General features: G+C 52.8%; 20 protein-coding genes and 1 tRNA gene. 14 read left to right on the top strand and 7 right to left on the bottom strand.

Translation table 11 applies throughout. The annotated features are described in order from the left end of the window. The first annotated feature begins 154 nt into the window (after positions 1 to 154). From JMG82_RS10305 to JMG82_RS10280, 6 genes are all read left to right on the top strand, one after another. On the top strand, positions 155 to 1183 hold the full coding sequence (locus JMG82_RS10305; RefSeq protein WP_201352650.1) for an aspartate-semialdehyde dehydrogenase: 1029 nt from the start codon (positions 155 to 157) through the stop codon (positions 1181 to 1183). Between the two features lie 2 nt (positions 1184 to 1185). Further along, positions 1186 to 1698, top strand: coding sequence for a YqhA family protein (locus JMG82_RS10300; RefSeq protein ID WP_236579220.1), 513 nt, complete (start codon positions 1186 to 1188; stop codon positions 1696 to 1698). Further along, the gene (hemE, locus tag JMG82_RS10295) at positions 1695 to 2717 is read left to right on the top strand and encodes a uroporphyrinogen decarboxylase (RefSeq protein ID WP_201352648.1); all 1023 of its coding nucleotides are present in this window, start codon (positions 1695 to 1697) and stop codon (positions 2715 to 2717) included. Before JMG82_RS10300 ends, hemE begins: the two co-directional genes overlap by 4 nt. Then, the gene (locus JMG82_RS10290) at positions 2714 to 3661 is read left to right on the top strand and encodes a radical SAM protein (RefSeq protein WP_201352647.1); all 948 of its coding nucleotides are present in this window, start codon (positions 2714 to 2716) and stop codon (positions 3659 to 3661) included. The genes hemE and JMG82_RS10290 overlap by 4 nt, the downstream gene beginning before the upstream one ends. 73 nt (positions 3662 to 3734) lie before the next feature. Then, a tRNA-Asn gene (locus JMG82_RS10285) sits at positions 3735 to 3809 on the top strand. 329 nt (positions 3810 to 4138) lie between these two features. After that, a complete protein-coding gene (locus JMG82_RS10280; protein ID WP_269089347.1) occupies positions 4139 to 4777 on the top strand; it encodes a GGDEF domain-containing protein in 639 nt (212 codons plus the stop codon). Between the two features lie 10 nt (positions 4778 to 4787). On the opposite strand, the gene JMG82_RS10275 is transcribed toward JMG82_RS10280, so the two are convergent. The 3 genes from JMG82_RS10275 to JMG82_RS10265 all read right to left on the bottom strand — a co-directional run bounded on the left by JMG82_RS10275 (position 4788) and on the right by JMG82_RS10265 (position 10002). After that, on the bottom strand, positions 4788 to 7550 hold the full coding sequence (locus JMG82_RS10275) for a hypothetical protein (RefSeq protein WP_201352645.1): 2763 nt from the start codon (positions 7548 to 7550) through the stop codon (positions 4788 to 4790). Further along, positions 7547 to 9664 carry a hypothetical protein gene (locus tag JMG82_RS10270; protein WP_201352644.1) on the bottom strand — a complete coding sequence of 706 codons (2118 nt, stop codon included), beginning with the start codon at positions 9662 to 9664 and terminating at the stop codon, positions 7547 to 7549. Before JMG82_RS10270 ends, JMG82_RS10275 begins: the two co-directional genes overlap by 4 nt. Before the next feature lie 191 nt (positions 9665 to 9855). After that, positions 9856 to 10002, bottom strand: a complete 147-nt coding sequence (locus tag JMG82_RS10265) for a hypothetical protein (RefSeq protein WP_201352643.1) — start codon at positions 10000 to 10002, stop codon at positions 9856 to 9858. A gap of 69 nt (positions 10003 to 10071) precedes the next feature. Between JMG82_RS10265 and JMG82_RS10260 the strand changes: the two genes are divergently transcribed. Then, positions 10072 to 11487: a glutamate-cysteine ligase family protein gene (locus tag JMG82_RS10260; RefSeq protein WP_201352642.1), complete on the top strand. Its 1416-nt coding sequence runs from the start codon at positions 10072 to 10074 to the stop codon at positions 11485 to 11487. Next, complete coding sequence (locus tag JMG82_RS10255; protein ID WP_201352641.1) at positions 11484 to 12506, top strand: M14 family metallopeptidase; 1023 nt, start codon at positions 11484 to 11486, stop codon at positions 12504 to 12506. The genes JMG82_RS10260 and JMG82_RS10255 overlap by 4 nt, the downstream gene beginning before the upstream one ends. A gap of 206 nt (positions 12507 to 12712) precedes the next feature. Here the strand turns inward: JMG82_RS10255 and JMG82_RS10250 are convergent, their stop codons facing one another. After that, positions 12713 to 13285, bottom strand: coding sequence for a HyaD/HybD family hydrogenase maturation endopeptidase (locus JMG82_RS10250; RefSeq protein ID WP_236579134.1), 573 nt, complete (start codon positions 13283 to 13285; stop codon positions 12713 to 12715). Positions 13286 to 13569: 284 nt separating this feature from the next. Here JMG82_RS10250 and JMG82_RS10245 point away from each other — a divergent pair, with 284 nt between their 5' ends. Further along, entirely contained in the window at positions 13570 to 14439 is an 870-nt protein-coding gene (locus tag JMG82_RS10245; RefSeq protein WP_201352640.1) for a porin family protein, read from the top strand. Between the two features lie 309 nt (positions 14440 to 14748). Then, on the top strand, positions 14749 to 15174 hold the full coding sequence (locus JMG82_RS10240) for a hypothetical protein (RefSeq protein ID WP_201352639.1): 426 nt from the start codon (positions 14749 to 14751) through the stop codon (positions 15172 to 15174). 139 nt (positions 15175 to 15313) lie between these two features. Here the strand turns inward: JMG82_RS10240 and JMG82_RS10235 are convergent, their stop codons facing one another. Together JMG82_RS10235 and pckA are read right to left on the bottom strand one after the other, a co-directional pair. After that, positions 15314 to 16144 (bottom strand): SDR family NAD(P)-dependent oxidoreductase, encoded by an 831-nt coding sequence (locus tag JMG82_RS10235; RefSeq protein ID WP_201352638.1) that lies wholly within the window; start codon positions 16142 to 16144, stop codon positions 15314 to 15316. A gap of 56 nt (positions 16145 to 16200) precedes the next feature. Further along, positions 16201 to 17781 carry a phosphoenolpyruvate carboxykinase (ATP) gene (gene pckA, locus JMG82_RS10230; RefSeq protein WP_201352637.1) on the bottom strand — a complete coding sequence of 527 codons (1581 nt, stop codon included), beginning with the start codon at positions 17779 to 17781 and terminating at the stop codon, positions 16201 to 16203. 205 nt (positions 17782 to 17986) lie between these two features. On the opposite strand from pckA, the gene msrB reads away from it, so the two are divergent. Continuing rightward, positions 17987 to 18385 carry a peptide-methionine (R)-S-oxide reductase MsrB gene (msrB, locus tag JMG82_RS10225; protein ID WP_201352636.1) on the top strand — a complete coding sequence of 133 codons (399 nt, stop codon included), beginning with the start codon at positions 17987 to 17989 and terminating at the stop codon, positions 18383 to 18385. A 1-nt stretch (position 18386) separates the two neighbouring features. On the opposite strand, the gene JMG82_RS10220 is transcribed toward msrB, so the two are convergent. Then, the gene (locus JMG82_RS10220; protein WP_201352635.1) at positions 18387 to 18944 is read right to left on the bottom strand and encodes a DedA family protein; all 558 of its coding nucleotides are present in this window, start codon (positions 18942 to 18944) and stop codon (positions 18387 to 18389) included. Between the two features lie 68 nt (positions 18945 to 19012). Here JMG82_RS10220 and ovoA point away from each other — a divergent pair, with 68 nt between their 5' ends. Genes ovoA through JMG82_RS10205 form a run of 3 tightly spaced genes read left to right on the top strand, consistent with a single transcriptional unit; the run spans position 19013 to position 23551 of the window. Continuing rightward, entirely contained in the window at positions 19013 to 21115 is a 2103-nt protein-coding gene (gene ovoA, locus JMG82_RS10215; protein ID WP_201352634.1) for a 5-histidylcysteine sulfoxide synthase, read from the top strand. Then, a complete protein-coding gene (locus JMG82_RS10210) occupies positions 21112 to 22281 on the top strand; it encodes a MalY/PatB family protein (RefSeq protein ID WP_201352633.1) in 1170 nt (389 codons plus the stop codon). The genes ovoA and JMG82_RS10210 overlap by 4 nt, the downstream gene beginning before the upstream one ends. After that, complete coding sequence (locus JMG82_RS10205) at positions 22271 to 23551, top strand: APC family permease (protein WP_201352632.1); 1281 nt, start codon at positions 22271 to 22273, stop codon at positions 23549 to 23551. Before JMG82_RS10210 ends, JMG82_RS10205 begins: the two co-directional genes overlap by 11 nt. The last annotated feature ends 9 nt before the right edge of the window (positions 23552 to 23560 follow it).

Genomic DNA, 23560 nt, shown 5'->3' with positions numbered 1-23560 from the left:
GGTTAATCGATTCGCTCAATTTTGTATGAAATTTTTTCTTGGAGTCATACTTTTACCCTCAAAACTCACTTCACCGTTCACCATTCCCTAATCCCCAATACGCTATAATCGCGTAATTTTTCAAAACCATAAATCTTTCGAAGGTCAATAACATATGAGAAAGTTCAATGTAGCTGTCATCGGCGCCACGGGTGCGGTTGGTGAAGAGATGCTTAGAGTCCTCGAGTCGGTCGATTTCCCCGTCGCCAAACTTGTGCCGATGGCGAGCGCCAGAAGCGCAGGCGGCAAAATCGAATACAAAGGCGAAGAGGTGGTCGTCAAAGAGTTGACAGAAACCATTTTCGAAAAAGAGGAGATCGACATCGCGCTTTTTAGCGCAGGCGGTTCCGTTTCGGCCCACTACGCTCCTTTCGCGGCGGAAGCGGGTGCCGTGGTCGTCGACAACACCAGCCACTTCCGCATGGACCCCGAAGTTCCTCTGGTGGTACCGGAAGTTAATCCGGAAGATATCGCGCAGTGGCGAAACAAAGGGATCATCGCCAACCCCAACTGCTCGACGATCCAGATGGTCCAGGCTCTCAAACCCCTCCAGGACGCCTACGGCATCGAACGCATCGACGTAAGCACCTACCAGGCCACCTCCGGTGCCGGAAAAAGCGCCATGGAGGAGATGGTCAACCAGATGCAGGCCTTCTTTGCCTTCAAACTTGACGAAAGCCCACACGAGCGCTTCCCCCACCAGATCGCACTCAATGTCATTCCCCAGATCGACGTCTTCATGGACAACGGTTTCACCAAAGAAGAGATGAAGATGGTCAACGAAACCTGCAAGATCTTGCACGACACCATCGAAGTGGCTGCCACCTGCGTACGCGTACCCGTGCTGCGTGGCCACAGCGAAAGCGTCACCGTCACACTCAAGCGCGACGCCGATGCCGACGCCGTGCGTGAAGCCCTGCAGCGGGGCGAAAACCTGGTCGTGATGGACGATCCCGCCAACGGCGTCTACCCCATGCCCATCGTCTGCGTCGATCGCGACGAAACTTTCGTCGGGCGTATACGCAGCGACCTTTACCGGCCCAATGTCGTCCACATGTTCGTCGTGGCGGACAACCTGCGCGTCGGTGCCGCGACCAACGCCGTGCGTATCGCCCTCAAATGGATCGAGTTGGAGTCGGAATGAACCTGCTCGAAAAAATATTTGAAAGCACATTGTGGAACACCCGATTTTTCATTCTTTTGCCTGTCATCTTTTCGATGATCGGCGCCATCGCCCTCTTTGTCATAGCCAGTGTAGACATCTATCAGATCGCCGTCTATACGGTGGATGTCTATATTCATCATCTTCATCCGGCCGATTTTCACGAAAAAGTGGTCGGTGACATCATCGGCGCCGTCGACCTCTACCTGATCGCTGTCGTGATGCTGCTCTTCAGTTTCGGCCTCTACGAACTCTTCATCTCCAATATCGATGCGGCTGAAAATTCGGAAAGCTCCAAAATTCTGCAGATCCACTCACTCGACCAGCTGAAGGACAAACTGGCGAAGGTTATTGTCATGGTCCTGGTCGTCAGCTTTTTCAAGCGGGTACTTCACACAACCTACGACTCCCCGCTGGAACTGCTTTACTTCGCCGGGGCCATCCTGGCTCTCGCCCTCGGGCTCTATTTCCTACACAAAGGCGGTAACCACCAATGATTTTCAAAGATGCATGCTTTCGCAAACCCACACCCTACACTCCGGTCTGGATGATGCGCCAGGCGGGACGTTACCTTCCCGAATACATGGCCGTCCGTGAAAAGGCGGGCGATTTTCTGAATCTGTGCAAAAACCCCGAAATGGCGGCGGAAGTGACGCTGCAGCCGGTCGACATCGTCGGCGTCGACGCGGCGATTCTTTTCAGCGACATTCTGGTGATTCCCCTGGAGATGGGGATGGACCTGCGCTTCGAAAAGGGAGAAGGCCCGGTATTCGGTGATCCGATCCACACCATGGAAGACCTAAAGCGCCTGCAACCGAATGCCGCCGACCGCCTCACCTACGTCTACGACACGATCAAAATCGTCCGGGACCGCCTGGCCGACGACAAGGCACTCATCGGCTTCACCGGCGCTCCCTGGACACTGATTACCTACATGATCGAAGGGCGCGGCACCAAGACCTACAATATCGTCAAAAAACTGATCTACACCCAGCCCGACCTCATCCACGCCCTGCTGCGGGAAGTGACCGATGTGGTCAAACTCTATCTTGAAAAACAGATCGAAGCGGGCGTGGATGCGGTACAGATTTTCGACAGTTGGGCCGCGGCGCTCGAGAAGCCCATGTATTTCGAATTCAGCTGGTCCTATATGAAAGAGATCGCCTCCCATATCAAAAGTAAATTTCCCGACATTCCGGTCATCATGTTCCCCAAAGGCATCGGCGCCTATCTCGACGACATCGATGGCGACTTCGATGTCTTCGGGGTCGACTGGGGCACTCCGATGGCTCTGGCCAAAGAGAAACTGGGAAGCCGCTATGTCCTGCAGGGCAACATGGAACCCTGCCGCCTCTACTCCAAAGAGGCGACGAAGGAGTGCGTCACGGCCCTGCATGAAATCATGCAGGGCGATGGGCACATCTTCAACCTCGGACACGGCATACTCCCCGACGTACCCGTCGAAAACGCCAAATACTTCGTGGACCTGGTTCACGAAATCACCGCCCAGAAGTGACACGCTACCGCACCATCTTCGGGCCCATCCCCTCCAGACGCTTCGGCACCTCCCTGGGCATCGACCTGAGCCCCGGCGAAAAACAGTGCAATTACGACTGCCTCTACTGCGAGCTGGCCGCCGCCAAAGCAGTGGAAACCATCGAAAACCCTCCCACGGTGGATGAAATCATGAGTGAACTCGAGGCGGCCCTCAAAGAGCACCCCGACATCGATGTCATCACGATTACAGCCAACGGCGAACCGACCCTCTATCCCTTTCTGGATGAATTGATCGACCGTATCAACTCCGTTAAAAACGGTTACAAAACGCTCATTCTCACCAACGCTTCGACAATCCACCTGTCGCGTATCCAAAAAGCACTTGCGAAACTCGACACGGTCAAGCTCTCCCTCGACTGCGCCACTCCCGAATGCTTCAAAAAACTCGACCGTCCCGTCAAATCGGTCGATTTGGAGAAGATCATCGAAGGCATCCGGCAGTTTCGCAAAATATACAAGGGAGAGCTGGTTTTGGAAATCCTGATGGTCAAAGGGATCAACACGACCGATAACGAGATCGAGGCTTTCAACCGTATCCTTCCCACGCTTGGTGCCGACCGCATCGACATCGGCACAGTCGACAGGCCGCCCGCCTACCCCATCGAACCGCTCAGCTACAGGGAGCTTCACGCCATCGTGGAGAAGTTCGACCCCTCGCTGCCCATCCGTATCGCGGGCCGATACCGGGCCAAAGAGGCCAAAAGCAGTTTCAGTGAAGATGAAATCCTCTCGACACTCCACAAACGTCCCCTTACGATGGAGGACATCGGGACACTCTTCGATGAGGATACGATCCGACGCTTTGAAAAACTGCTGAAAACGGGAAAAATAAAAACCAAAAAAGTCGGCAACCTGACATTTTACGGGACCGGTTTTTCGAAACATAATGAGAAAAAAATGTGAAATTTCTCTTGACAAACGGGGGATTTTGCTCTATAATTCTCGCCGTGATTGACCTAATCACACCCTCTCAGGTTCCGGATTAGCTCAGCGGTAGAGTAGGTGGCTGTTAACCACTTGGTCGCTGGTTCGAATCCAGCATCCGGAGCCATTTCAACTTCTCCAACTCCCTATCTTTTGAACTTTCGCACTCTTCGTTTCATTGCGCTTTATATTTGAATCGGCAAAGTCTGTCAGTGGCGCATTGACAATAGAAAATTTCTGTCGTTTTCTCTTATTTTCATTGAAAATCACATTCGATCACTGTAAAATTATGAGATTCGACCGATATTCCTATAGCAAAATTGGATTTTACAGAAAACGAATGTCGATATTGGAGAGATTTTGGAAGCATCACTGCTGCTTGGCTGTTTGGGTTTCTTGGTTCTGGTCGCATCGGTTCCTTATCTTCTTTGCAAATCTTCATGCAAAAAAAGGTGCGTGCAAAAAGATGAAATCATTGCAGGTCTGGAAAAGGATTTGTCGGATGCGCAATACAAAGACGCAATCACCAGAGCATGGAATTACCCCATGTTTGCGCGCAAAGGATCGACAGCGGCCAAACGTGTCGCCCACGAACGCAAGCCAATCTCCCTCGTTGTCGTCGAGCTCACCAATCTCGATTCGATCAATATGCGCTATACGGTGAAAACGGGTGACATGGTGATGAAAGGAATAGCCGATCTCATCAAAGAAGAGTCACGCAGCAAAAATGAAGAGAATCGCCCATCCGACATCATCGGGCGCTGGAACGGCCCGGGACTTCTCGTGCTTCTGCCCCACTGCGACGAATGCGGCGTTCGCACTTTCATAGAGCGCATCGACAAACGTATCGCTTCCAGGGCTTTCAGCCACAAACATCAGACCGTGGAGGTGCATCTGTCGTACGGTGCCTGTACCCAATATGGGCGCCAGGCTTCCATCGGGGACCTGATCAAAAAAGCCGAAGTGGCGCTTGAATCGGCGAAAACCGAAAAACTTCCCTTTCGAGTCGTTGATCATCTCGGCGACGAAGCCGTTTGCGGTAAAACGAACAGGGAAAGAGAGAAAAAGATGATGGGTGGGGTCCACTGGCAATAGTCACTCCATCTCATTTCGATGCCTTATCATCGCTTTCACCGTTTTCCAATTCTTTCGCCTTTCTCATAATAACCGAATACTGTCCACCACTGATAACACCCGCTTTTTTGGCTACCCTCGCCCATTTTCTCGCCTCAAACGCGGTATGAAACGATCGCATCTTTTCCGATAATATTTCACCCTGAAGCGCCCGGAACTTACTTGCGGAGATATAGCCCTGTTGAAGAGCATTGTACAAGGCTTTCATTCCCTGGATTCTCTCGGCTTCATCTTTTCCTGAACCCGCTATGGAACGAATCATTTTTTCGTAATACTCTGCCTTGCCTGCTCTGTATACCCTGCCACTGGTTTTTTCCATTCCCTCAAAAAAAGCGCCCATCTGTCTGACAACAGATTCTTTGTCTGTATGAAGTACCTCTTTCAGAATATACTCACCCTCTTCCGGCATCATTTTACCCGTTGCGACCTTTTTAAAAATATTCATCGCTTTTTCAAGCTGCTCCGGTATGGCATTGGGAGGCAGACCATACTGCTTGGCACGACTCATGATAAGATCTTTCCACTGTTTCGTGGCCTGTCGCATTCCTTCGGCCACGTTCCTGGCTTTCATAACCGGGTCGGCACTTTTACCGGCTCTATCGAACCATACGGTCGATTTGAAGACAATAGTATCGGCCACATCCGCAGGCCGGGCAATCGTGGGGGTAATGCCCTTGTCGAGAAAATCATCCAGGGAGACTTCACCAACATTATAGGCCTCGGGATGCCACTTTGACGTGACGGTCTGATCCATATGATTATGAACCCAATCATGAATCTTTTTCGGATCGTCGGGCAATTTCCCATTATGCAGATTTTTGTAGAAATTCCTCTCATAGATATGTTCGCTCAATTTATGGTCCACATCCATCGTTAACCTGGTCACCTTGCCCTCTTCCCCTTTCACCTTGAAAACAAGTTGGTCTGTCAAATCCCGGTCTCTTCCGACACCGATACCTTTTTTGTTGGGCCTTCGGTTGGTAATTTTGAGTGTATCGATCTCTATCTCTTCCAGATTTTTTCCATGTTTTTTCGCTAAGTTTTTCGCTTTTTCCCTAAACTTTTTCGCCACTTCGGGATCGATGTTCATCTCTTTCGCGATCCGTTCCACATCCTTTTCATTCGCCATGAGAATTCGTTTGATATCATGTGCCGTACCCGCATCCGCTTTTTTATACCATTTGGCAATATGGTCATTGATATCTTTTCGAAACGCATCGGAAAACTCGTCAGTATTTACAAGCCACTGGGCGGTCTTGTTCTTCTGAAGCTCAATCACCAGCTTTTCGTATTCGGAACTCCCTTTCGCTGTCTTTTGAAGCCGCTTCAGCAGCTTCCGGGCATCTCCTACATCTTTGGCCCGTCGGGCTGCCGCTTCGGCATACTCCGGTGTTCGCTTGAATATTTTTTTGGCTACTTTGATCTTCTCTTCGAAGGATTTCATGATCCTTTTCCTCTGATGGATCAGATACTTTCCGATTCTGTCGTACCCCTTTCGTGACGTAGTGCCGAAACCATCCAGAATCTTGTTCATAACCTCTTTCGATCGTCGTCCGAAATTTCCCGACATCTCGCCAATCCCCTTGACGATGTCGCGGGCGAGAGCGGACCTTTTTAGCAGAGATTCGAATGCCTTGGGGGCGGCCTGTCCGGCAAAACGCAAAAAGGCGTCAAGCGCTGTCACCTGTTTGCCGTTTAGGGTCCAGTTGCGACTCTCCGTCAGACCGATCTTCTCTCCCAAATATCCCACCAGTGCAAAACCATCCAAGACATCGCCGACACCGGGAACAGATTCGACAATATTCGTCACAAAATCCTGGTTGGCAGAAATCTCATCCAATATGCCATCAGCCATCAGGTGAGCCGCCTCATCGTATCTTTGCATCGCTTTGGTATATTTTCGCATTCCTTCCGCAATGGTCAGAGGATTTTCCGATTTCATAAGCTTGAGAAAATAGCGGTCGTATTTTTCAAGAAGCCCTTTTCTCCAGGCTTCCAACTGCTCACGGTTCTCCCCGGGCGGCACTTTCCCATTCAAAAGCTCGCCAGGGGAGGGAAGTCCAAGAGAGTGCCAGAATGTCGGTAGTTTTCCGGGTGTTTTCAAACGCATGATATGGGCACGAATCATGGCATTGAGCTTTCTCAGCTTTTTCGTAGGAAAGCCTTTTAACTGCAGTCTTGTAAAATAGTGGGAAAGCTTGACCGCGTAGTTGTCGACCGAAGATGGATATTTCATCCAATGGGGGCGATTCTTTTTCGCTTTCTTCCATCTTTGTTCCTGACGCAGACCCACAACGGAGTCGGCGATAAGATCGATGATTGATTTGCCATCGTCATATTTGTTGTTCTCTATACAATAGCGCCACATATTCGAATCGGAGGGAAGTTGAAAACGCCAGCAACCCAATCCGCTGGCCACACAGGGACCGGCTGCAGTGTTTTTGCATGCGGGAGAGCCTTCGAGTTTTTGCGGATGATAAAAGACATTGACACCCATCGAGGCATCGCCTCTTGACTGCTTGCACAGACAATCGTAAAATCCATTGGGTGTCTTTTTGCCAATACGTGCCATCAGCGCTTCCATTTTATGATAACTCAATTGGGGAAGCCGTTTTGCAATCCGCTCTTTCAATTTGTCAGTGTCGGAAGGCACTTTGGCACCGAACATTTCGGATGCAGTTAGAAACAAAACCGACAGAATCGTTGGAATCAGTTGCAAATATCTTCTCTTCATTCTTCCACAACCTCCCGTAAAAACGTATCCGGATCGAAATTTTCATCATCCGTGAAAAACCATCGTTGAACTTTTGTCATTCCCTCCGGCATCACCCACTCTCCGGTAATCTTTTTCAGTTCCATGTGCGCCCCACCTCGCTCAAAAGGAGGATGGGCATATACGGTCATGTAACCACCATACAAAAGGGGGTTGCGGTAATCCCGAATAACCGGGCCATCCGGAATGCGCAGGCGCAGCCAGCGGTCACTGAAAAGTTCCATGATGATGCGCCCGTCCCAGTGACGTTTCACCCAATCGCCACTCACCCATCGCCTATACTCTCCGCTTCCACCCAAATCCAGCACATAATCGCCTTTATGCGGACCGTTCTGCATCCGAATGAAACTGAAATAGAGAAATTTTTCAGGCCACATCTCCGAATATTTACCACTGGCGAACATGACCTGTATGCCACTGGTAGCCTTGGGATCGAAGGTCCATGTCAGACGGTAGGGGGTTCTGTGGATCCGCCGATCCAGATTGAACGTCTGAAGCGGGCGGGAGGAGATCAGGCCGCATTTTCCCCACCAGGTCTTTTTTGCTTCCACATCCGCCATCAGCTTACCCCCTTCGTATCGGGCGCATTGCCTGGCATCCAGCCTGACAGCCGCCCGTTCGAACCAGTTACCGGGTTTGCCATCAAAAAAGAGCTTGACCGGCAGGGGTTTGACACCGGGTGCCGGCCGCGGCTCTTTTATGGATAGTCCCGGCTTGCGCCTCAATTTGATGGCAGTCAGAGCCATCATTACCGCTTCATCGGCTTTGTCCGGTGCGGAATAGACTGTCAGGCGTATGCCTGTTCCCTCCATCAGCTCCTTCCAGGGCACCACTTTGTCAGGAAGTCCTTTCGCCTTGAAGCGGGCGCCATCCGGGGTCAGTAAAACATCAACCCTTTTCGGTGCGACAGCAGAAACGGTCACATCAAAAACCGGTTTGCGCTCTGCATCCCGAATCAAAGTAGCGCGGGCCTTGCCATCGGCAGTTTTGCGCCAATGAAAGATAAGTCTCGGCCACCCGGGAGCATTTCCATCCAAAATTGGATTCAGATTGAGGGCGATAACGAATCCTGTCGTACGTTCGGGATCAAATATAAATGCCAACTCCTCCTCCGCCCCTTTGCCAAAGCGGTCCAGCCATACGAGGGGTTGAATGGATTTCAATCCCACATGTCCCCAGGAGGATCTTTTCGGTACATTTACGACCAGTCCGTCACCGGAGAGTCCGGCATGTTTGGCGAAATTGCCGCCGGCACTGGCGTAACGCTCCCAATATTCTCCCAAACGTCCCTCTTTGAACAGATCCAGTTCCTGCTCTTCGGTCAACACACTATCAGGGCTGATTGGCCGTTTCCAGAGTATATCTTCGAGTTGAATGCTTTTTAGCATCATCCAAGCCGGTTCGTTGGCATGGGTCGGATGAGCCAGGACACAGAGTTTGAAAGCATCATCGAGGGCTTCGTCCTTTAACTTTCCCTGCAGCAAAAGTTGGCCGGCGGGGCCGCGCACATCGATTTCTCCATCCGGATAGAGGAAAATTTGAAGCTTATCGAGCGATTTGGCATCGACCGACACACGACCCACCTCTTCTCTTCTTATCCACAATGCCAACTGATGTGGTTTGTCCTTTTCCTTGAGGAGCGCTATTCGTGCTTCATGGGCATTCCATTCGTCGAAAAGTTTAGCCGAAGCGGGTATGAGAGCGATGACAAACCGATTGTTGACTGATGGCCGAAACACAAACGTCAGTTTCTGAATTTTCTCAGGTTTGGCACCGCAATTTTTCAGCGGCGCATTTTTTGTGGAAATTCCGGTCTTGCCCCAGTTGTTTCCTTCCGGCACGTCGACTTTTAAAAATCCATGATCGATTTTGGCAAATTTTTTGAAATTGCCGCCGGCGCTTTCATACGGCTCCCAGTTACCGGCGAACTTCCCGTCAAAGAGTGTTTTGACACGGTGGGAGAGCTTGGAATCACGCGAATCCATGACGTCCTTCCCCCACATCAGGCTCCCTGTCAATCCTATCGCTATGAATATCTGGAGAGTCCACAGAATGGCTTTTTTGACGATTTCCATCGGAAAGCTCCTTGTCGTCGAAAAGAAGAGAATTCACTGACGGATGTTATGCATACGACAGGCAACTATCGTTTTATTTACCGGTAGGAACGCTCTTGCATTTTAAGAAGACAGCTCATCTGTTTTTATACTATCACGCTCAAAATTCCATCCGCCTTAATCCTGGTAGAACGCTGTTTAAAGAAAAAAGTTCACGCCGTCTCGAGCCGTATCAGCCGCATATCTTCCCCCTCAAGGATCTGGAGCATATTTCCTCGGCATTTGGGGCAGTCGTAGTCATGTTCGCCAAAAATAGCGGCGATCGCCCTCAAATGACCGGGACCGAATGCATCAAACATTCCTCACCAAATCGAAATATCTTCTTCCCACCCATCGTTTCGAAAGCCGACTCAGGATACAATAACACCATGGGAACAGAAATCGAACAGGACCGTTTCCGCTCCGATGCGTGGCCCGAATTTTCGGAACGTCTTCGAAACGAAACGGAACACCTCAAAGAGCTTTACAAAAATGAAAAATGTTCGCGCAACGCCTATGTGGGAGGTTTTGAAATCGAAGGATGGCTCGTGGACGAAAAGATGCGTCCCGCCCCGCGGAACGAAGAGTTTTTACGTCGGCTTCACGACGATATGGCATCGATGGAGCTTGCCAAATTCAATTTCGAACTCAACAACACTCCCCGACCGTTGTGCGCCGATGCGTTCGGGCAATTTGCCGCGGAGATGCACCATACCTGCAAAACGGCGAACGAAACGGCGGAAAATATGAGGCTGCGGGCATTGAGCATCGGCATACTCCCCACACTGAAACCCTCCGATTTCTGCCTGGAAAACATGTCGGGCCTCAAACGGTACCGGGCATTGAACGAGCAGGTGCTCAAAGAGCGGGGCGGTCGGCCCGTAGAGCTCGATATTGCCGGGAAAAACGAGCGTCTGACGATGCGGCACGATTCGGTCATGCTCGAAGCGGCGGCCACATCCTTCCAGATTCATACCCAGGTCCCTTTCGAAAGTGCCCACCATTATTACAATGCCGCCATTCTCGCCTCTGCCGCGAGCGTGGCCGTTTCGGCGAATTCCCCTTTTCTTTTCGGCAAAACGCTGTGGCACGAAACGCGCATTCCCCTTTTCGAACAGTCGGTGGACACGGGAGAAGGGCTGCAACGTGTCTCTTTCGGGAGCGGCTTCGCGAAAGAGAGCATTCTGGAGTGCTTCGACGAAAATGTCGATGCCTACGACATTCTGCTGCCGATACTCTTCGACGCGGAGCCCGAAGCGTTCGCGCACCTGCGCCTGCACAACGGCACCATATGGCGGTGGAACAGGCCGCTGATAGGTTTCGACGAAGACGGAACGCCCCATTTCCGTATCGAACACCGGGTGATGCCTTCGGGCCCGACGCTGGTCGACATGCTGGCCAACGCCGCTTTCTACTATGGCCTTGCGGCAAGTCTGGCCCCACAGTGTGCCCAAAACCGTTACCCTGCCGATTTTTCCGCCGCGAGATCGAACTTCTACGCCGCCTGCCGCGACGGGCTGGACGCCCGAATCGAATGGAACGACAGAAAGGAGAAGATCCGCGATCTCGTTTTGAACACTCTCCTGCCCTTGGCAAGGGAGGGTCTCGAGTCGATGAAAATCGACGAAAAAGATATTGAAAGAAACCTCGGTATCGTCGAAACACGCGTCGCCAAAGGACAAAACGGCGCGGTATGGCAGCTCGCCTATGTCGAAAAATTTGGAAAGGATATGCAGAAAATGACCGAAGCCTATTGGCACCATCAGCGTATCGGAGAACCGGTACACACATGGAGCGTACGATGATTCCCCTGATCGAACTCACCAGCGTCCCCGAAGGATTGCTGGAAATAAAGGAGGCCCGCAATCTGCACACAGTACTGCCTCATCCCACGCTGCTGACTCTGGAGGGGCATCACAAGGAGGCGCTTTTTGTCACCGTCTTGTTGCACGGCAACGAAGACACAGGGCTTTTCGCCATCCAGAAAATTCTGAAAAAATATCGAAACCGTCCCCTGCCCCGCTCCCTCGTTGTCTTTTTCGGAAACGTCTATGCAGCCAAAGAGGGATTGCGGCGGCTCGACGGGCAGCCTGACTACAACCGTGTCTGGCCGGAAGGCGAAGAGCCCCAGAGCGACGAAGCGCACCTCATCGAGAGAGTGGTGCGCCGGGTGACGGGAAAACCGCTTTTCGCCAGCATCGACATTCACAACAATACGGGCAAAAACCCCCATTACGGGTGCATCAACCGACTCGAATCCGACTTTCTCTATCTGGCGTCGCTCTTTTCACGCATCATCGTCTATTTCGAGACACCCAAAGGGGTCCAGTCGATGGCTTTGGCCAAGTACTGCCCCGCCATCACGATCGAATGCGGCAAACCTCACGTCTCCCGTGGCATCGAACACGCCGCCGAATTCGTCGATTCGCTTCTGCACCTCTCGGCCTTCCCCCACCGCGGCCCGCATACCAAAGAGGTGGAAGTTTTCCATACCGTCGCCCGCGTCACGATACCCGAACGCTTCTCTTTCGGATTTGCGGATGCCGACACCGACATCCGTCTTCCGGAAGAGCTGGAAGAGGACAACTTCAAAGAATTGCCCGCCGGCACACCCTTCGGATGGGTACGCCCGGGTTCGGGAGCACGCTTTGAAGTTTTCGACGATGCGGGCAGGGAGTGTTTCGACGATTTCTTCACGATGGAAAAGAACGAAATACGCCTTGCCAAACGGATGATGCCGGCCATGATCACCCGTGACCTGAAAATCATTCGCCAGGACTGCCTTTGCTACCTGATGGAGCGCTATGCGATGCCGCAACTCTAGGTGGTGGCTGATGAAGCTGTTGCGGAATTCTCCTCCAAGCCCGACCGGAAAGAACCGGAACAGGGTCACTCGATGTTTGAATCAGATATCCGGCCATCGGCTCAGCCATTGTGCGGCGCCCATCACAGTGATACGCCCAACGCTTTGAAACATCGGGTCATCCACTCGTCCTTCGTTGGCAATGCGAGATCATCTCGGTCCGCGGCTTATGGATTGGGCGCTTCCATCCTCGGAGTGTTGTACGCTTTGATAATTTCATCGAGGGACCGCCCCTCTTTGGGAGTCACTTCGATACCGCCGCGCTCCAGCTCCCGCACCGTTTCGTCGATGAGAGCTCCGAAGCGCTCTGTCAAATTTCCCGTCAAGGCGATATCGACACTCTCGATATCTTCCGGTACGATGCCGATGACATTGACATCCGCCCTCCTCTCCAGCATGAAACAGACCTCCAGTATCTGTACCACCTCCACTTCATGGGCTGTCCGACGATAACTCCCCAGGCCAATCAATGCATCGGAAGGAAGGTTGTAGACCGATCCGGGCTCGTCTTTGACGGAGACGGTATCGAGTATGATCACTTTGTCGTAGCTTTGGCAATAGTTCATCAGTTTGAATCCCAGCGTACCGCCGTCGATAATATCAACATGAGGAGAAAACCCGTAATTCTCCCCAAGATATTTCGCGGCATAGATGCCCACCCCCTCATCTTTGAACAGGATATTCCCTATGCCGATGACGGCGATAGAGGCTTCCTCTCTCAAAGATTCATAATATGACAAACTTGTTCCCTCCGAATGCGATGGCAATATCGCCCTTTTGACACACGACGGTGCGCACTAAAAGGCCCCGGTTTTGAAAATCCACTGCGCCCATCCCCTCTTTGAAAAAAGTCTGATCTCCCTCATAAAAGAGCCACCGTATCGGCTTAAATCATATCACCATTTTATTGACAAACGTCATAAGAGACGGATATAAAAGTTTTCTCTTTCCGACCGATACTATGAAAAGACCCGTTCCATGGACATCCTATCAGAAACTGTCCCGTAAAGAAGGAGATCGATTTTTGTTTCGCATACCAGACGCTCTTATGAAAATCTCCGCGCTGCTGATTTTTCTGGCTCTTTTTCCCTCTTTTGGACATGCCGAGAAATCCTATTACATCAAACTCGGATATGTCGAGCGTGACGCGATGGTATGGCGTGTGGCGTCGGCGCTGGAAAAACTTGGTTACAGCGCCTTCGGCAGCGACGAAAACCTCCATACGGTGATTTATACCGGTCCCTTCTTTTCCCTGGAAGTTTCCCGCAGGGCTCTGGGAAGAATCCGCAAAACGATCGCCCCCGATGCTTTCATCGTCGTTTTTTCAGAGGAAAACGAAACATCTCTTCCTATAACAAAAGAGGCAAAAACCGAAGGACAAAAATCCCTATTCGCCGGAATCTCCGCAGGATTCGGCCACCTGGACATCGAAAAAAAAGAGAGGCCCGTACTTCATTACGATTGCGATGACACCGGCATCGTGTACGGCGCGGTGGTGGGCTACGAAATCGATGGGAACTTTTTCACGACACTCAATTATCAGCATACACGACTTGATGACATCGACCTGGATGATTTTTTCGCCACGATCAACTACCGTTTCGACACCCTCTACACTCTCTCGCCCTTCGTGGGAGTGTTGGGAGGATACAGCTTCATGGAGTGGCGGAAAAACCCTTTCGACGCTTCCCGGGCAGACACTTCCAGCGAAGGATTCATCGGAGGCGGACAGATCGGTGCCGATGCACCGATTTTTGAAAATCTCCGCCTATTCACCCTCTACCGTTACATTTTTCTGGACCACACCACCTCCATCTCCACCAATTCGCAGGCCGGGGAGATCGACCATACATCCAACCAGGTGATAGAGATGGGTATCCGATACGGCTTTTGAAATCCTTTTCCGCCAACTACCGACTCTCTCCTGCGGCGAAATCTCGCTATAATGGTGAAACAATTTTGACAATCACCGATGTTACGCACCGGTCACCCCCATCCGTCAAAAGAGAACGTGAACGAAGCGAGGCAAAAAGGTTCGGGTGCAGCCAAAGCCGCATCCGGCTCTTTTTGCCGACGTTAGCGTGCGCGTCATCCTTTGATCCCGAAGAAGCGGCATCGCCGACGCGAATGGCAGTGGATAGTGCGTACCGTCAGATAATAATAATTTTGGAGCCGTATCGCAGGGCTCCCGGAGGAACGGACGTTGAACAAAGAAGAGATGGAAAAAATCGAAGAGATCTATTGCCAGAATCGTGAAAAATTACGAAATTTCCTGATCGATCTGCTGAAATCACATGAAAAAGACGACTACTCGCTTGACGGTCTGAAAAAGATTGTCAGGGAAACCCCCTTTCTGATGGTGGCCTACATCGTCAACGACGACTGCATCCAGGAGTCCCCGAACATCTACAAAGACCATATCAATGCACAAAAAGAGGGGATGAACCGCCGCTCTTTTCTGCGCTACATTACGACCAAACGCGACAAGTTTTTCCTGAGCGATCCCTACTACAATGAAACCTCCGGAAAGATCTACGTTCTGCTATACGAAGAACATGAAAACAAAATGCTCTTTTTCAACTTCGATATCAAAGCGGTCCTCGAACATCTTGGCCTCTGGGAGGAATAGAGCCTAAGCCTGTTTTGGGGCCGGGGAGTTTCGAAACAGAATGGCCGTCCCCGCTTTGTTTCAAAGAGGGGAATTCATATCAAACTTTCGCGTTTCGCATTTGCCATTTTGGAAAATCATATCGGCATCGAGAATTTTTTCACCCCACCCTGCGCAGCACTCCATCTAGCACCCTCTCAGGCAGACATTTCTTCAACCAGTAAAAAAGATGTGTAGGAAGCGTCACCCGGTAGCGTACTTTCGGTTTCGGACGCTCCAGGGCATCCAGAAGTGCCGCCGTAACGGCTTCGGGTCCCAGTGTAAAGAGAACATCTTCGGAACTTCGCAGCTGAGCCAGCTTCTTTTCGTAGAATTTTGAAAACCGGCTACCGTTTCGGTCTATATTTTCGAGAAACTTTTTCAAAGCGTTGCTTCTGAAACGGCTGCGTATCGGACCGGGCTCGATAATGCTTACATAAACACCCGTCCCCTCGAGTTCGAGCCGAAGGGTGTCGCTGAGCCCTTCAAGGGCGAATTTGCTGGCATTGTAGGCGCCCCGATAAGGCATCGCCGCGAAACCGAGGAGCGAGGAGTTCTGAATGATTCTTCCCTCTCCCGCCGCAATCATCATCGGTAGAAGCTTGACGGTCAATTCATGGGTACCGAAAAGATTGGTTTCAAACTGTGCCCGAAGAACCTCACGACTCAGATCCTCGACGGCGCCCGGCTGTCCGTAGGCACCGTTGTTGAAAAGTGCATAGAGCCTCCCTCCGCTCTTCTCCTGCGCCCACATCACCGCCCTGGCGATCGAAGCCGAATCGTCCAGATCAAGAGGATACGCCGCAAATGCCTCCTCTTTCAGACGCAGGACATCTCTTTGTTTTCTCGCGGTCGCCAGAACATGGTATCCATGATCACGGAGTGCATGGGCCGCATGATACCCTATACCGCTGGAACATCCGGTAATCAAAACGGTTTTGGAAGGTGACATCTTTTTGGATACTGCAGGAAAATGCCGCCCGTCGTGGGCGGCACAGAAGGAGAGGATCAGATTTTCGGGCCGGCGGCCGCGATCTCCGCCGCCCCTTCGGCGTCATCGTATCGATGGAAGTTTTTCTGGAACATGCCCGCCAGCTTCTTCAGGCTTTCCATATAGGCCTCTTTGTCCTCCCATGTATTGATGGGATTAAGGACCTGGGTATTGACGCCCTCGAGGGTTTTTGGGATCTGCAGACCGAAAATCGGAAGTGTTTCGAATTCGCTCTGGTTGATGGCACCGCTGAGAATGCCGTTGATGCAGCCGCGGGTATCCTTGATGCTCATGCGATGCCCCACACCGTAGGGGCCGCCTGTCCATCCCGTATTGACCAGATAGACATTGACGCCGTGCTCATCTATCTTCTTGCCGAGCAGTTCTGCATACACGGTCGGATGCAGCGGCAGGAAAGCCTCTCCGAAGCAGGCGCTGAAGGTAGCCACCGGTTCGGTGATGCCCCGTTCGGTACCGGCTACTTTTGCCGTATACCCGCTGAGGAAGTAGTACATCGCCTGCTCTTTTGTCAGTTTGCTGACAGGGGGCAGCACGCCGAAAGCGTCGGCGGAAAGGAAGATGATGTTTTTCGGATGGCCTCCCATCAATGTGCATTCATAATTTTCGATGTGCTCGATCGGATAACTCACACGGGTGTTCTCTGTTTTGCTTGCATCGCCGAAATCGACATTGCCTTCTTCGTCGATGACAACATTTTCCAGCAAGGCCCCCTTACGGATGGCGTTGTAGATCTCCGGTTCGCTTTCAGCGTCCAGGTTGATCACTTTCGCATAACATCCCCCCTCGAAATTGAAGACACCATTGTCATCCCATCCATGCTCGTCGTCACCGATGAGCCTGCGGTTCGGATCGGTCGAGAGTGTCGTCTTGCCGGTTCCGCTCAGTCCGAAAAAGAGTGCCACATCATCCTCTTTTCCGATATTGGCCGAACAGTGCATCGGCAGCTTTCCTTCCAGCGGCAGCCAGTAGTTCATCATCGTGAAGATGCCCTTCTTGATCTCTCCGCCATACCATGTTCCGCCGATGACGGCGACATTCTCCTCGATGTTGAAAGCGACGAACACTTCGGAGTTGAGTCCGTGCTCTTTCCATTTCGTGTTTTTCGCTTTGCAGGCGTCATAGAGCACGAAATCGGGCTCGAAATTCTCCAGTTCCTCCGGGCTCGGTTCGATGAACATGTTCTTGACGAAATGCGCCTGCCAGGCGATTTCGCTGACGACACGGATGGAACGGCGGCTGCTCGGGCTGGCGCCGACATAGACATCGGTCACGTAGATATCTTTGCCCGAAAGCTCTTTGGTCGCGATTTTGTAGAGATCCTCGAAAACCTCTTTGGAGATCGGCTGGTTGATATCGCCCCATGCGATATACTTCTCACTCGGCGGCTGCTTCACGAAATATTTGTCTTTCGGGCTGCGCCCGGTGAAGATGCCGGTATCGACAGCGGTCGCTCCACTCTTCGTGAGTTGCGCTTCACCACGTTCTAGTGTATGACGGATCACTTCGTCATAATCGAGGTTGTAATAAACCTTGCCAATATTTTCAAGTCCCAGTTTGTCGAGTCCCTTAGGTGTCATTGTACCTTTTCCCCGTGTAGATGAATTCAAGCTCCGTTTTGTAGACGTAATGCCATATCGAATATATCGGAGCTTTTATACCGTAATTTTACTCTTATATTCTTTGATGAAACAAAAATTGCCAGACTATTCCAAAAATTCCACCACTTTTTCCGATCTTATGTGAAAGAATAGACGCCACCCCAAAAACAGGAGAGACAGATTCATGAAAAAGATTGTCAAAAGCGACGGTGAGTGGCGAAAGGCGCTCACCCCCTTGCAATACGAGGTGTGCCGAAAAAAAGTGACGGAACCGGCTTTTAGTGGTGAATACTGGGATTTCAAAGGCGACGGCACCTACCGTTGCGTCTGCTGCGGAGCGCCCCTTTTCGATTCAAGCGACAAATTCGATTCGGGCACCGGATGGCCCAGCTTCACCCGCCCCGTCTCGCCCGACGCCGTGGATAAACACGAAGACCTCAGCTACGGCATGATTCGCACCGAGGTCACCTGCGCCCGCTGTGGCGCCCACCTGGGGCACGTCTTCCCGGACGGCCCGCCGCCGACAGGTTTGCGGTACTGCATCAACTCTGTCTCTCTTGCGTTCGAGCCCAAAGAGAGATGAATCATTTTCTGACCGCGCGTGCGATGAAGAGTCCCATCGCAACGATAATCGCACCTCCGACAAGAGGAAGGACCCACGGGTTCTCTTTCGCTTTCTCCAGCATCGACAGCACCGTTTTGCCGCCCAAATAGCTGACCACTCCTATCGTCACCGCCCATAGCGCCGCCGCGAGAAAGTTGAGAATACCGAACTTCACGGCATCGTAGCGGGTCAGGCCTATGGCGATGGGCACCAGCGTCTTGACCCCGTAGATGTACTTCTGCAGAAAAATGACCCAGGTGCCGTACTTTTTCATCAATAGATGGCTGTAGGCGAGCTTACGGCGGTGTTTTTTCAGATACTCCATCATCTGGTGTCTGTTGGCACGGGTAAATAGCAGCAGCGCCTGATCCCCGATAAAGTTGGCCGCGAACGCCACGGCGATGCTGGTAGCCAGGTCCATTTTCCCTATCGACGCGAGAACCCCGGCAGCGGCCAGGGCGAAAAATCCGCCGCCCAGGGAGTAGAAAAAGAGGATGATATAGCCGTAGGTCGTCAGATTGTTGAGTATCTCTTCCAAGCGATCCCTTTTTAGCCGTGATTTTAACCTGTTTCGATAAAATAGGCAAAACCGCGTGAGGAGACATCATGATCGAACGCCTTCGGCCTCCCTCTCTGCAGGGAACCGACCCCGAAGCGAAACGGGAAGAGATCCGTCGCTATTTCCACACCACCTTCGACCTTTTCGAATCGCTCTATTCGCATCTAAAGAGCGACGAGGCATTCTACCACCGGCCCGAACCGCTGCGTCATCCCCATATCTTCTATTTCGGCCATACCGCCGTCTTTTTCATCAACAAACTGGTTCTGGCGAAGGTCATCGATCGGCGGATCGACCCGAAACTGGAATCGATTTTCGCTGTCGGAGTGGACGAGATGAGCTGGGACGACCTCAACGAAGCGCACTACGACTGGCCTACTGTCGCAGCCACCCGTGCCTATCGGGACAATGTGAGGGCGCTGGTGGACGAACTCATCACGACACTGCCCCTTGAGCTTCCGATTGGCTGGGATTCCCCCTGGTGGGTGATCCTGATGGGTATCGAGCATGAACGCATCCATGTGGAGACTTCCTCCGTACTGATTCGTCAGACCGACCTCTCACTGGTATCGCCCCGGCCGGATTGGGAAATATGCCGGCGAAGCGGCCATGCCCCACAAAACGTGCTGCTGCCCGTTCCCGGCGGCAGCGTCACCCTCGGAAAAAACCGACAGGACGCCTACTACGGCTGGGACAACGAATACGGCCACCACGAGGCAGAGGTCCCCGATTTCAAAGCTTCCAAGTTCCTGGTGAGCAACGGAGAGTTCATGGCTTTCGTCGAAGCGGGAGGCTACCGGCAAAAAACATGGTGGAGCGAAGAGGGGTGGGCCTGGCGCACCTACAAAGCGGCGGAACATCCCCCTTTCTGGATGCCCGACGGAAAGGGCGGTTTCCGCTACCGCGCACTGGCGGAAATCATCGATATGCCGATGGACTGGCCCGTGGATGTCAACTACCACGAAGCCAAAGCCTTCTGCAGGTGGCTGGGCGAAAAAACCGGTAGAAAACTTCGGCTCCCTACGGAGGACGAATGGTATCGTCTGCACGAACACTGCCGTGTTCCCGATCTTCCCGACTGGGGCGAAAAAGCCCCGGCCAACATCAACCTGGAACACTACGCCTCCACCTCCCCCGTTACCGAATTCCCCCACGGGGAGTTCCACGATGTCATCGGCAATGTCTGGCAGTGGAGCGAAACCCCCATCTACCCCTTCGCAGGATTCGAGGTCCATCCCGTCTACGACGATTTCACCACTCCCACTTTCGACGGAAAGCACAACCTCATCAAAGGAGGCTCCTTCATCAGCACAGGCAACGAAGCCCTCGCTTCCGCCAGATACGCCTTCCGTCGCCACTTCTTCCAGCATGCCGGATTCCGCTACGTCGAAAGCGACTACGAAGAGAAGATAGGCACGCACTATTACGAAAACGACAGGCAGGTGAGCCAGTACTGCGAATTCGGGTGGGGCGATACCTATTTCGGCATTCCCAACTATCCTGCAACCTGCGCGAACCTTGCCATCGAAGCCACTTCGGGCCGCAAGCGGCGCAGCGCCCTCGACATCGGCTGTGCCATTGGCCGCAGCACCCTGGAGCTGGCCAAGAGTTTCGAAAAAGCCACCGGCCTCGATTTTTCGGCCCGTTTCATCGGCATGGCCGAAAAAATGCGCAGCGAAGGACGCATTCGCTACACCCTTCCCACCGAAGGGGAGTTGGTGGAGTACAAAGAGGTCGTACTGCCCCAATATCTGGCGGATATTGTCGATCGCGTCGATTTCTGGCAAGCCGACGCCTGCAACCTGAAACCGATCTACACGGGTTATGACCTTGTCACCGCTTTCAACCTGATCGACCGCCTCTATGACCCCGCCAAATTCCTGCGGGACATCACCGGACGCATCGAAAAAGAGGGGCTGCTTATTCTTACATCCCCCTATACCTGGAACGAAGCCCACACTCCCAAAGAGAAGTGGCTGGGCGGCTTCAAACGCGACGGCGAACCGGTCACCACACTGCAGGGGCTCAAAGAGCATCTTGAGCCGGCCTTCAGGCTCCTTGAAACCCGGGATATACCCTTTATCCTTCGAGAGACGGCACGCAAATTTCAGCATACCGTCGCCCAAATGACGATCTGGGAGAAGCGATGAATTTCGACACTCCGGTCGACAGAAGCGGTACGTGGAGCGTCAAATACGAGGAAAGGAAAGCGAAATTCGGCACCGATGCGGTGCTGCCCCTCTGGGTGGCCGACATGGACCTTCCCGCTCCCCGATGCGTCACGGACGCCCTGCAGCGCCGAGCGGCCCACCCTATCTACGGATACACGATCTATCCCGAAATTTTTTTCCGTGCCATCGCGGCATGGATGGCAAAACGCCACGGCTGGCAAATCGGACACAACACGATTCTCCCGATTCCCGGTGTCGTGCCGGCACTCCACTTCCTCGTCACCGCTCTGACGGAGCCGAAAGACGCCGTTTTGATCCAGACGCCGGTCTACCACCCTTTTTTCCGACTGGGGAAAAACCACGGCAGGCGGCTGCTGGAAAATCCGCTGCGTTACGACGGCGAGGGCTACCGCATCGATTACGACGATTTCCGGGCCAAAGCGAAAGAAGCGAAGCTCTTCGTTCTCTGTTCTCCCCACAATCCCGTGGGGCGGGTCTGGCAAGAAGAAGAGCTGGCGAAAATGGCGCAAATATGCCTCGAAGAGGAGTGCCACATCGTCAGTGACGAAGTCCACGCCGACATTGTCTACGCACCCCACAAACATATACCCGTCGCCTCCCTTTCGCCACAGGTCGCCGACATCACGGTGACACTGAACGCCCCTTCCAAAACCTTCAATGTCGCCGGACTGAATACCGCCTATGCCATTGTCTCCAACGATTCGCTGCGGCGCAGGTTCGAAAGGGAAATGAGGCGCTGCGACCTGACCATGGGCAACGTGTTTGGCATCGAAGCGCTGATCGCCGCCTACAAAGGGGGCGAAGCGTGGCTGGAAGCCCTCCTGAACTATCTGCGGGGCAACATCGCCTTCGTCAGCGATTTTTTGAAACGTCACCTTCCCCAAATCAGACCCCTGTCGCCGGAAGCCACCTACCTGATGTGGTTTGACTGCCGAAAACTCGGCATGGACGATACCGCGCTGGAAAAGTTTTTCGTCGAAAAAGCGAAACTTGGGCTCAACACCGGGGCAAGTTTCGGAAAAGAGGGGAGCGGCTTCATGCGAATGAATATCGCAACACCCCGGCCCGTGCTTGAAAAAGCGATGGGACGGCTCAAAGGAGCGATAGAGCATCATGAAAGATAGACTCGGGCTCAAAGAGCTGACCGCCATCGGCATCGGAAGCATGATCGGCGGGGGTATCTTTTCGGTCATGGGGGAAGCCAACGCCATCGCGGGCAACGCGACGGTACTGGTCTTCGTGATGGGCGGTCTCATCGCCCTTCTCGCCGGCTACAACTACGCCAAACTGGCACTGGCCTACCGCGAAGACGGGGCGAGCTACACCTACCTGCGGCACGCCTTTCCCAAAAGGCCCGTCATCGCCGCCTTCGTCGGATGGAGCGTCATCGTCGGCTATATCGGCACGCTCGCTCTCTATGCCTACACGTTCGGCTCCTACGGGGCGGCGATGGCCGGCTTCGCCGACAACTACTTCGTCCGCACCGCATTGGCTTTTCTCATCCTCTCCATCTTTCTTTTCATCAATCTCAAAGGGGTCAGAGACGTCGGCGAAAGCGAGGATGTCATCGTCTTTTTCAAAGTGGCGATCATGCTCTCATTGGGTATCGTGGGGCTCTTCTTTCTTCACAGCGAACACTTCGTTCCATTTTTCGACAAAGGCTACAGCGCCGTGCTTTTGAGCGGGGCCATCGTTTTCGTCGCCTTCGAAGGGTTCCAGCTCATCACCAATTCGGTCGTCGAGACCGAGAACCCCGAACGAAACACCCCACTTTCGATCTACCTCTCCATTATCATCGTGACACTCATCTACATCACGTTGGCACTCTCGGTGATGGGAATCTTGACGTTCGAAGAGATCCAGGCGGCCAAAGAGTACGCGATCGCCGAGGCGCTCAAGCCGATCTTCGGCGAATGGGGATTCGTACTCGCCTCCATCGCCGCGCTGCTGGCCACGAGCAGCGCCATCAACGGCACGATGTTCGGCGCCAGCCGCATGATGGCCGATATCGCCAAAGACGGTATCTTCCCCTCCATCCTCTCCCGGCGCAACAGCCGGATGATCCCCTACTACGCCCTTTTGGCGATGTTCGTGCTGGCCTCTCTCTTCGTGCTCTACGGCCACCTCGAAGGGATCATAGCCTTTTCGAGCATGACCTTTCTGCTCGTCTCGATGGCGGTGGGTGTCGCCAATCTGGTCCTTCACGCACAGACCGGCGCCCATCCCATCGTCGTGGTGCTGTCGCTGCTTCTGATGGGAATCGCCGTGGTTCTGATGGTCTACTATCTCTTCCTCCACGAGCCCCAGACACTGGCCGACATCGGCTTCATCTACCTTCTTGTCGCGCTCGCTTTCACGCTTTTTAGAACGACACGATACAGACATCTCCCATAAGAGCGCCCA

Origin of the sequence: Hydrogenimonas urashimensis (assembly GCF_016593255.1) — a bacterium.
In the GTDB taxonomy this organism is placed as follows: Bacteria; Campylobacterota; Campylobacteria; order Campylobacterales; family Hydrogenimonadaceae; genus Hydrogenimonas; species Hydrogenimonas urashimensis.
Note: the sequence above shows the minus strand (reverse complement) of the source record. Positions and strands in the feature narration are given on the sequence as shown.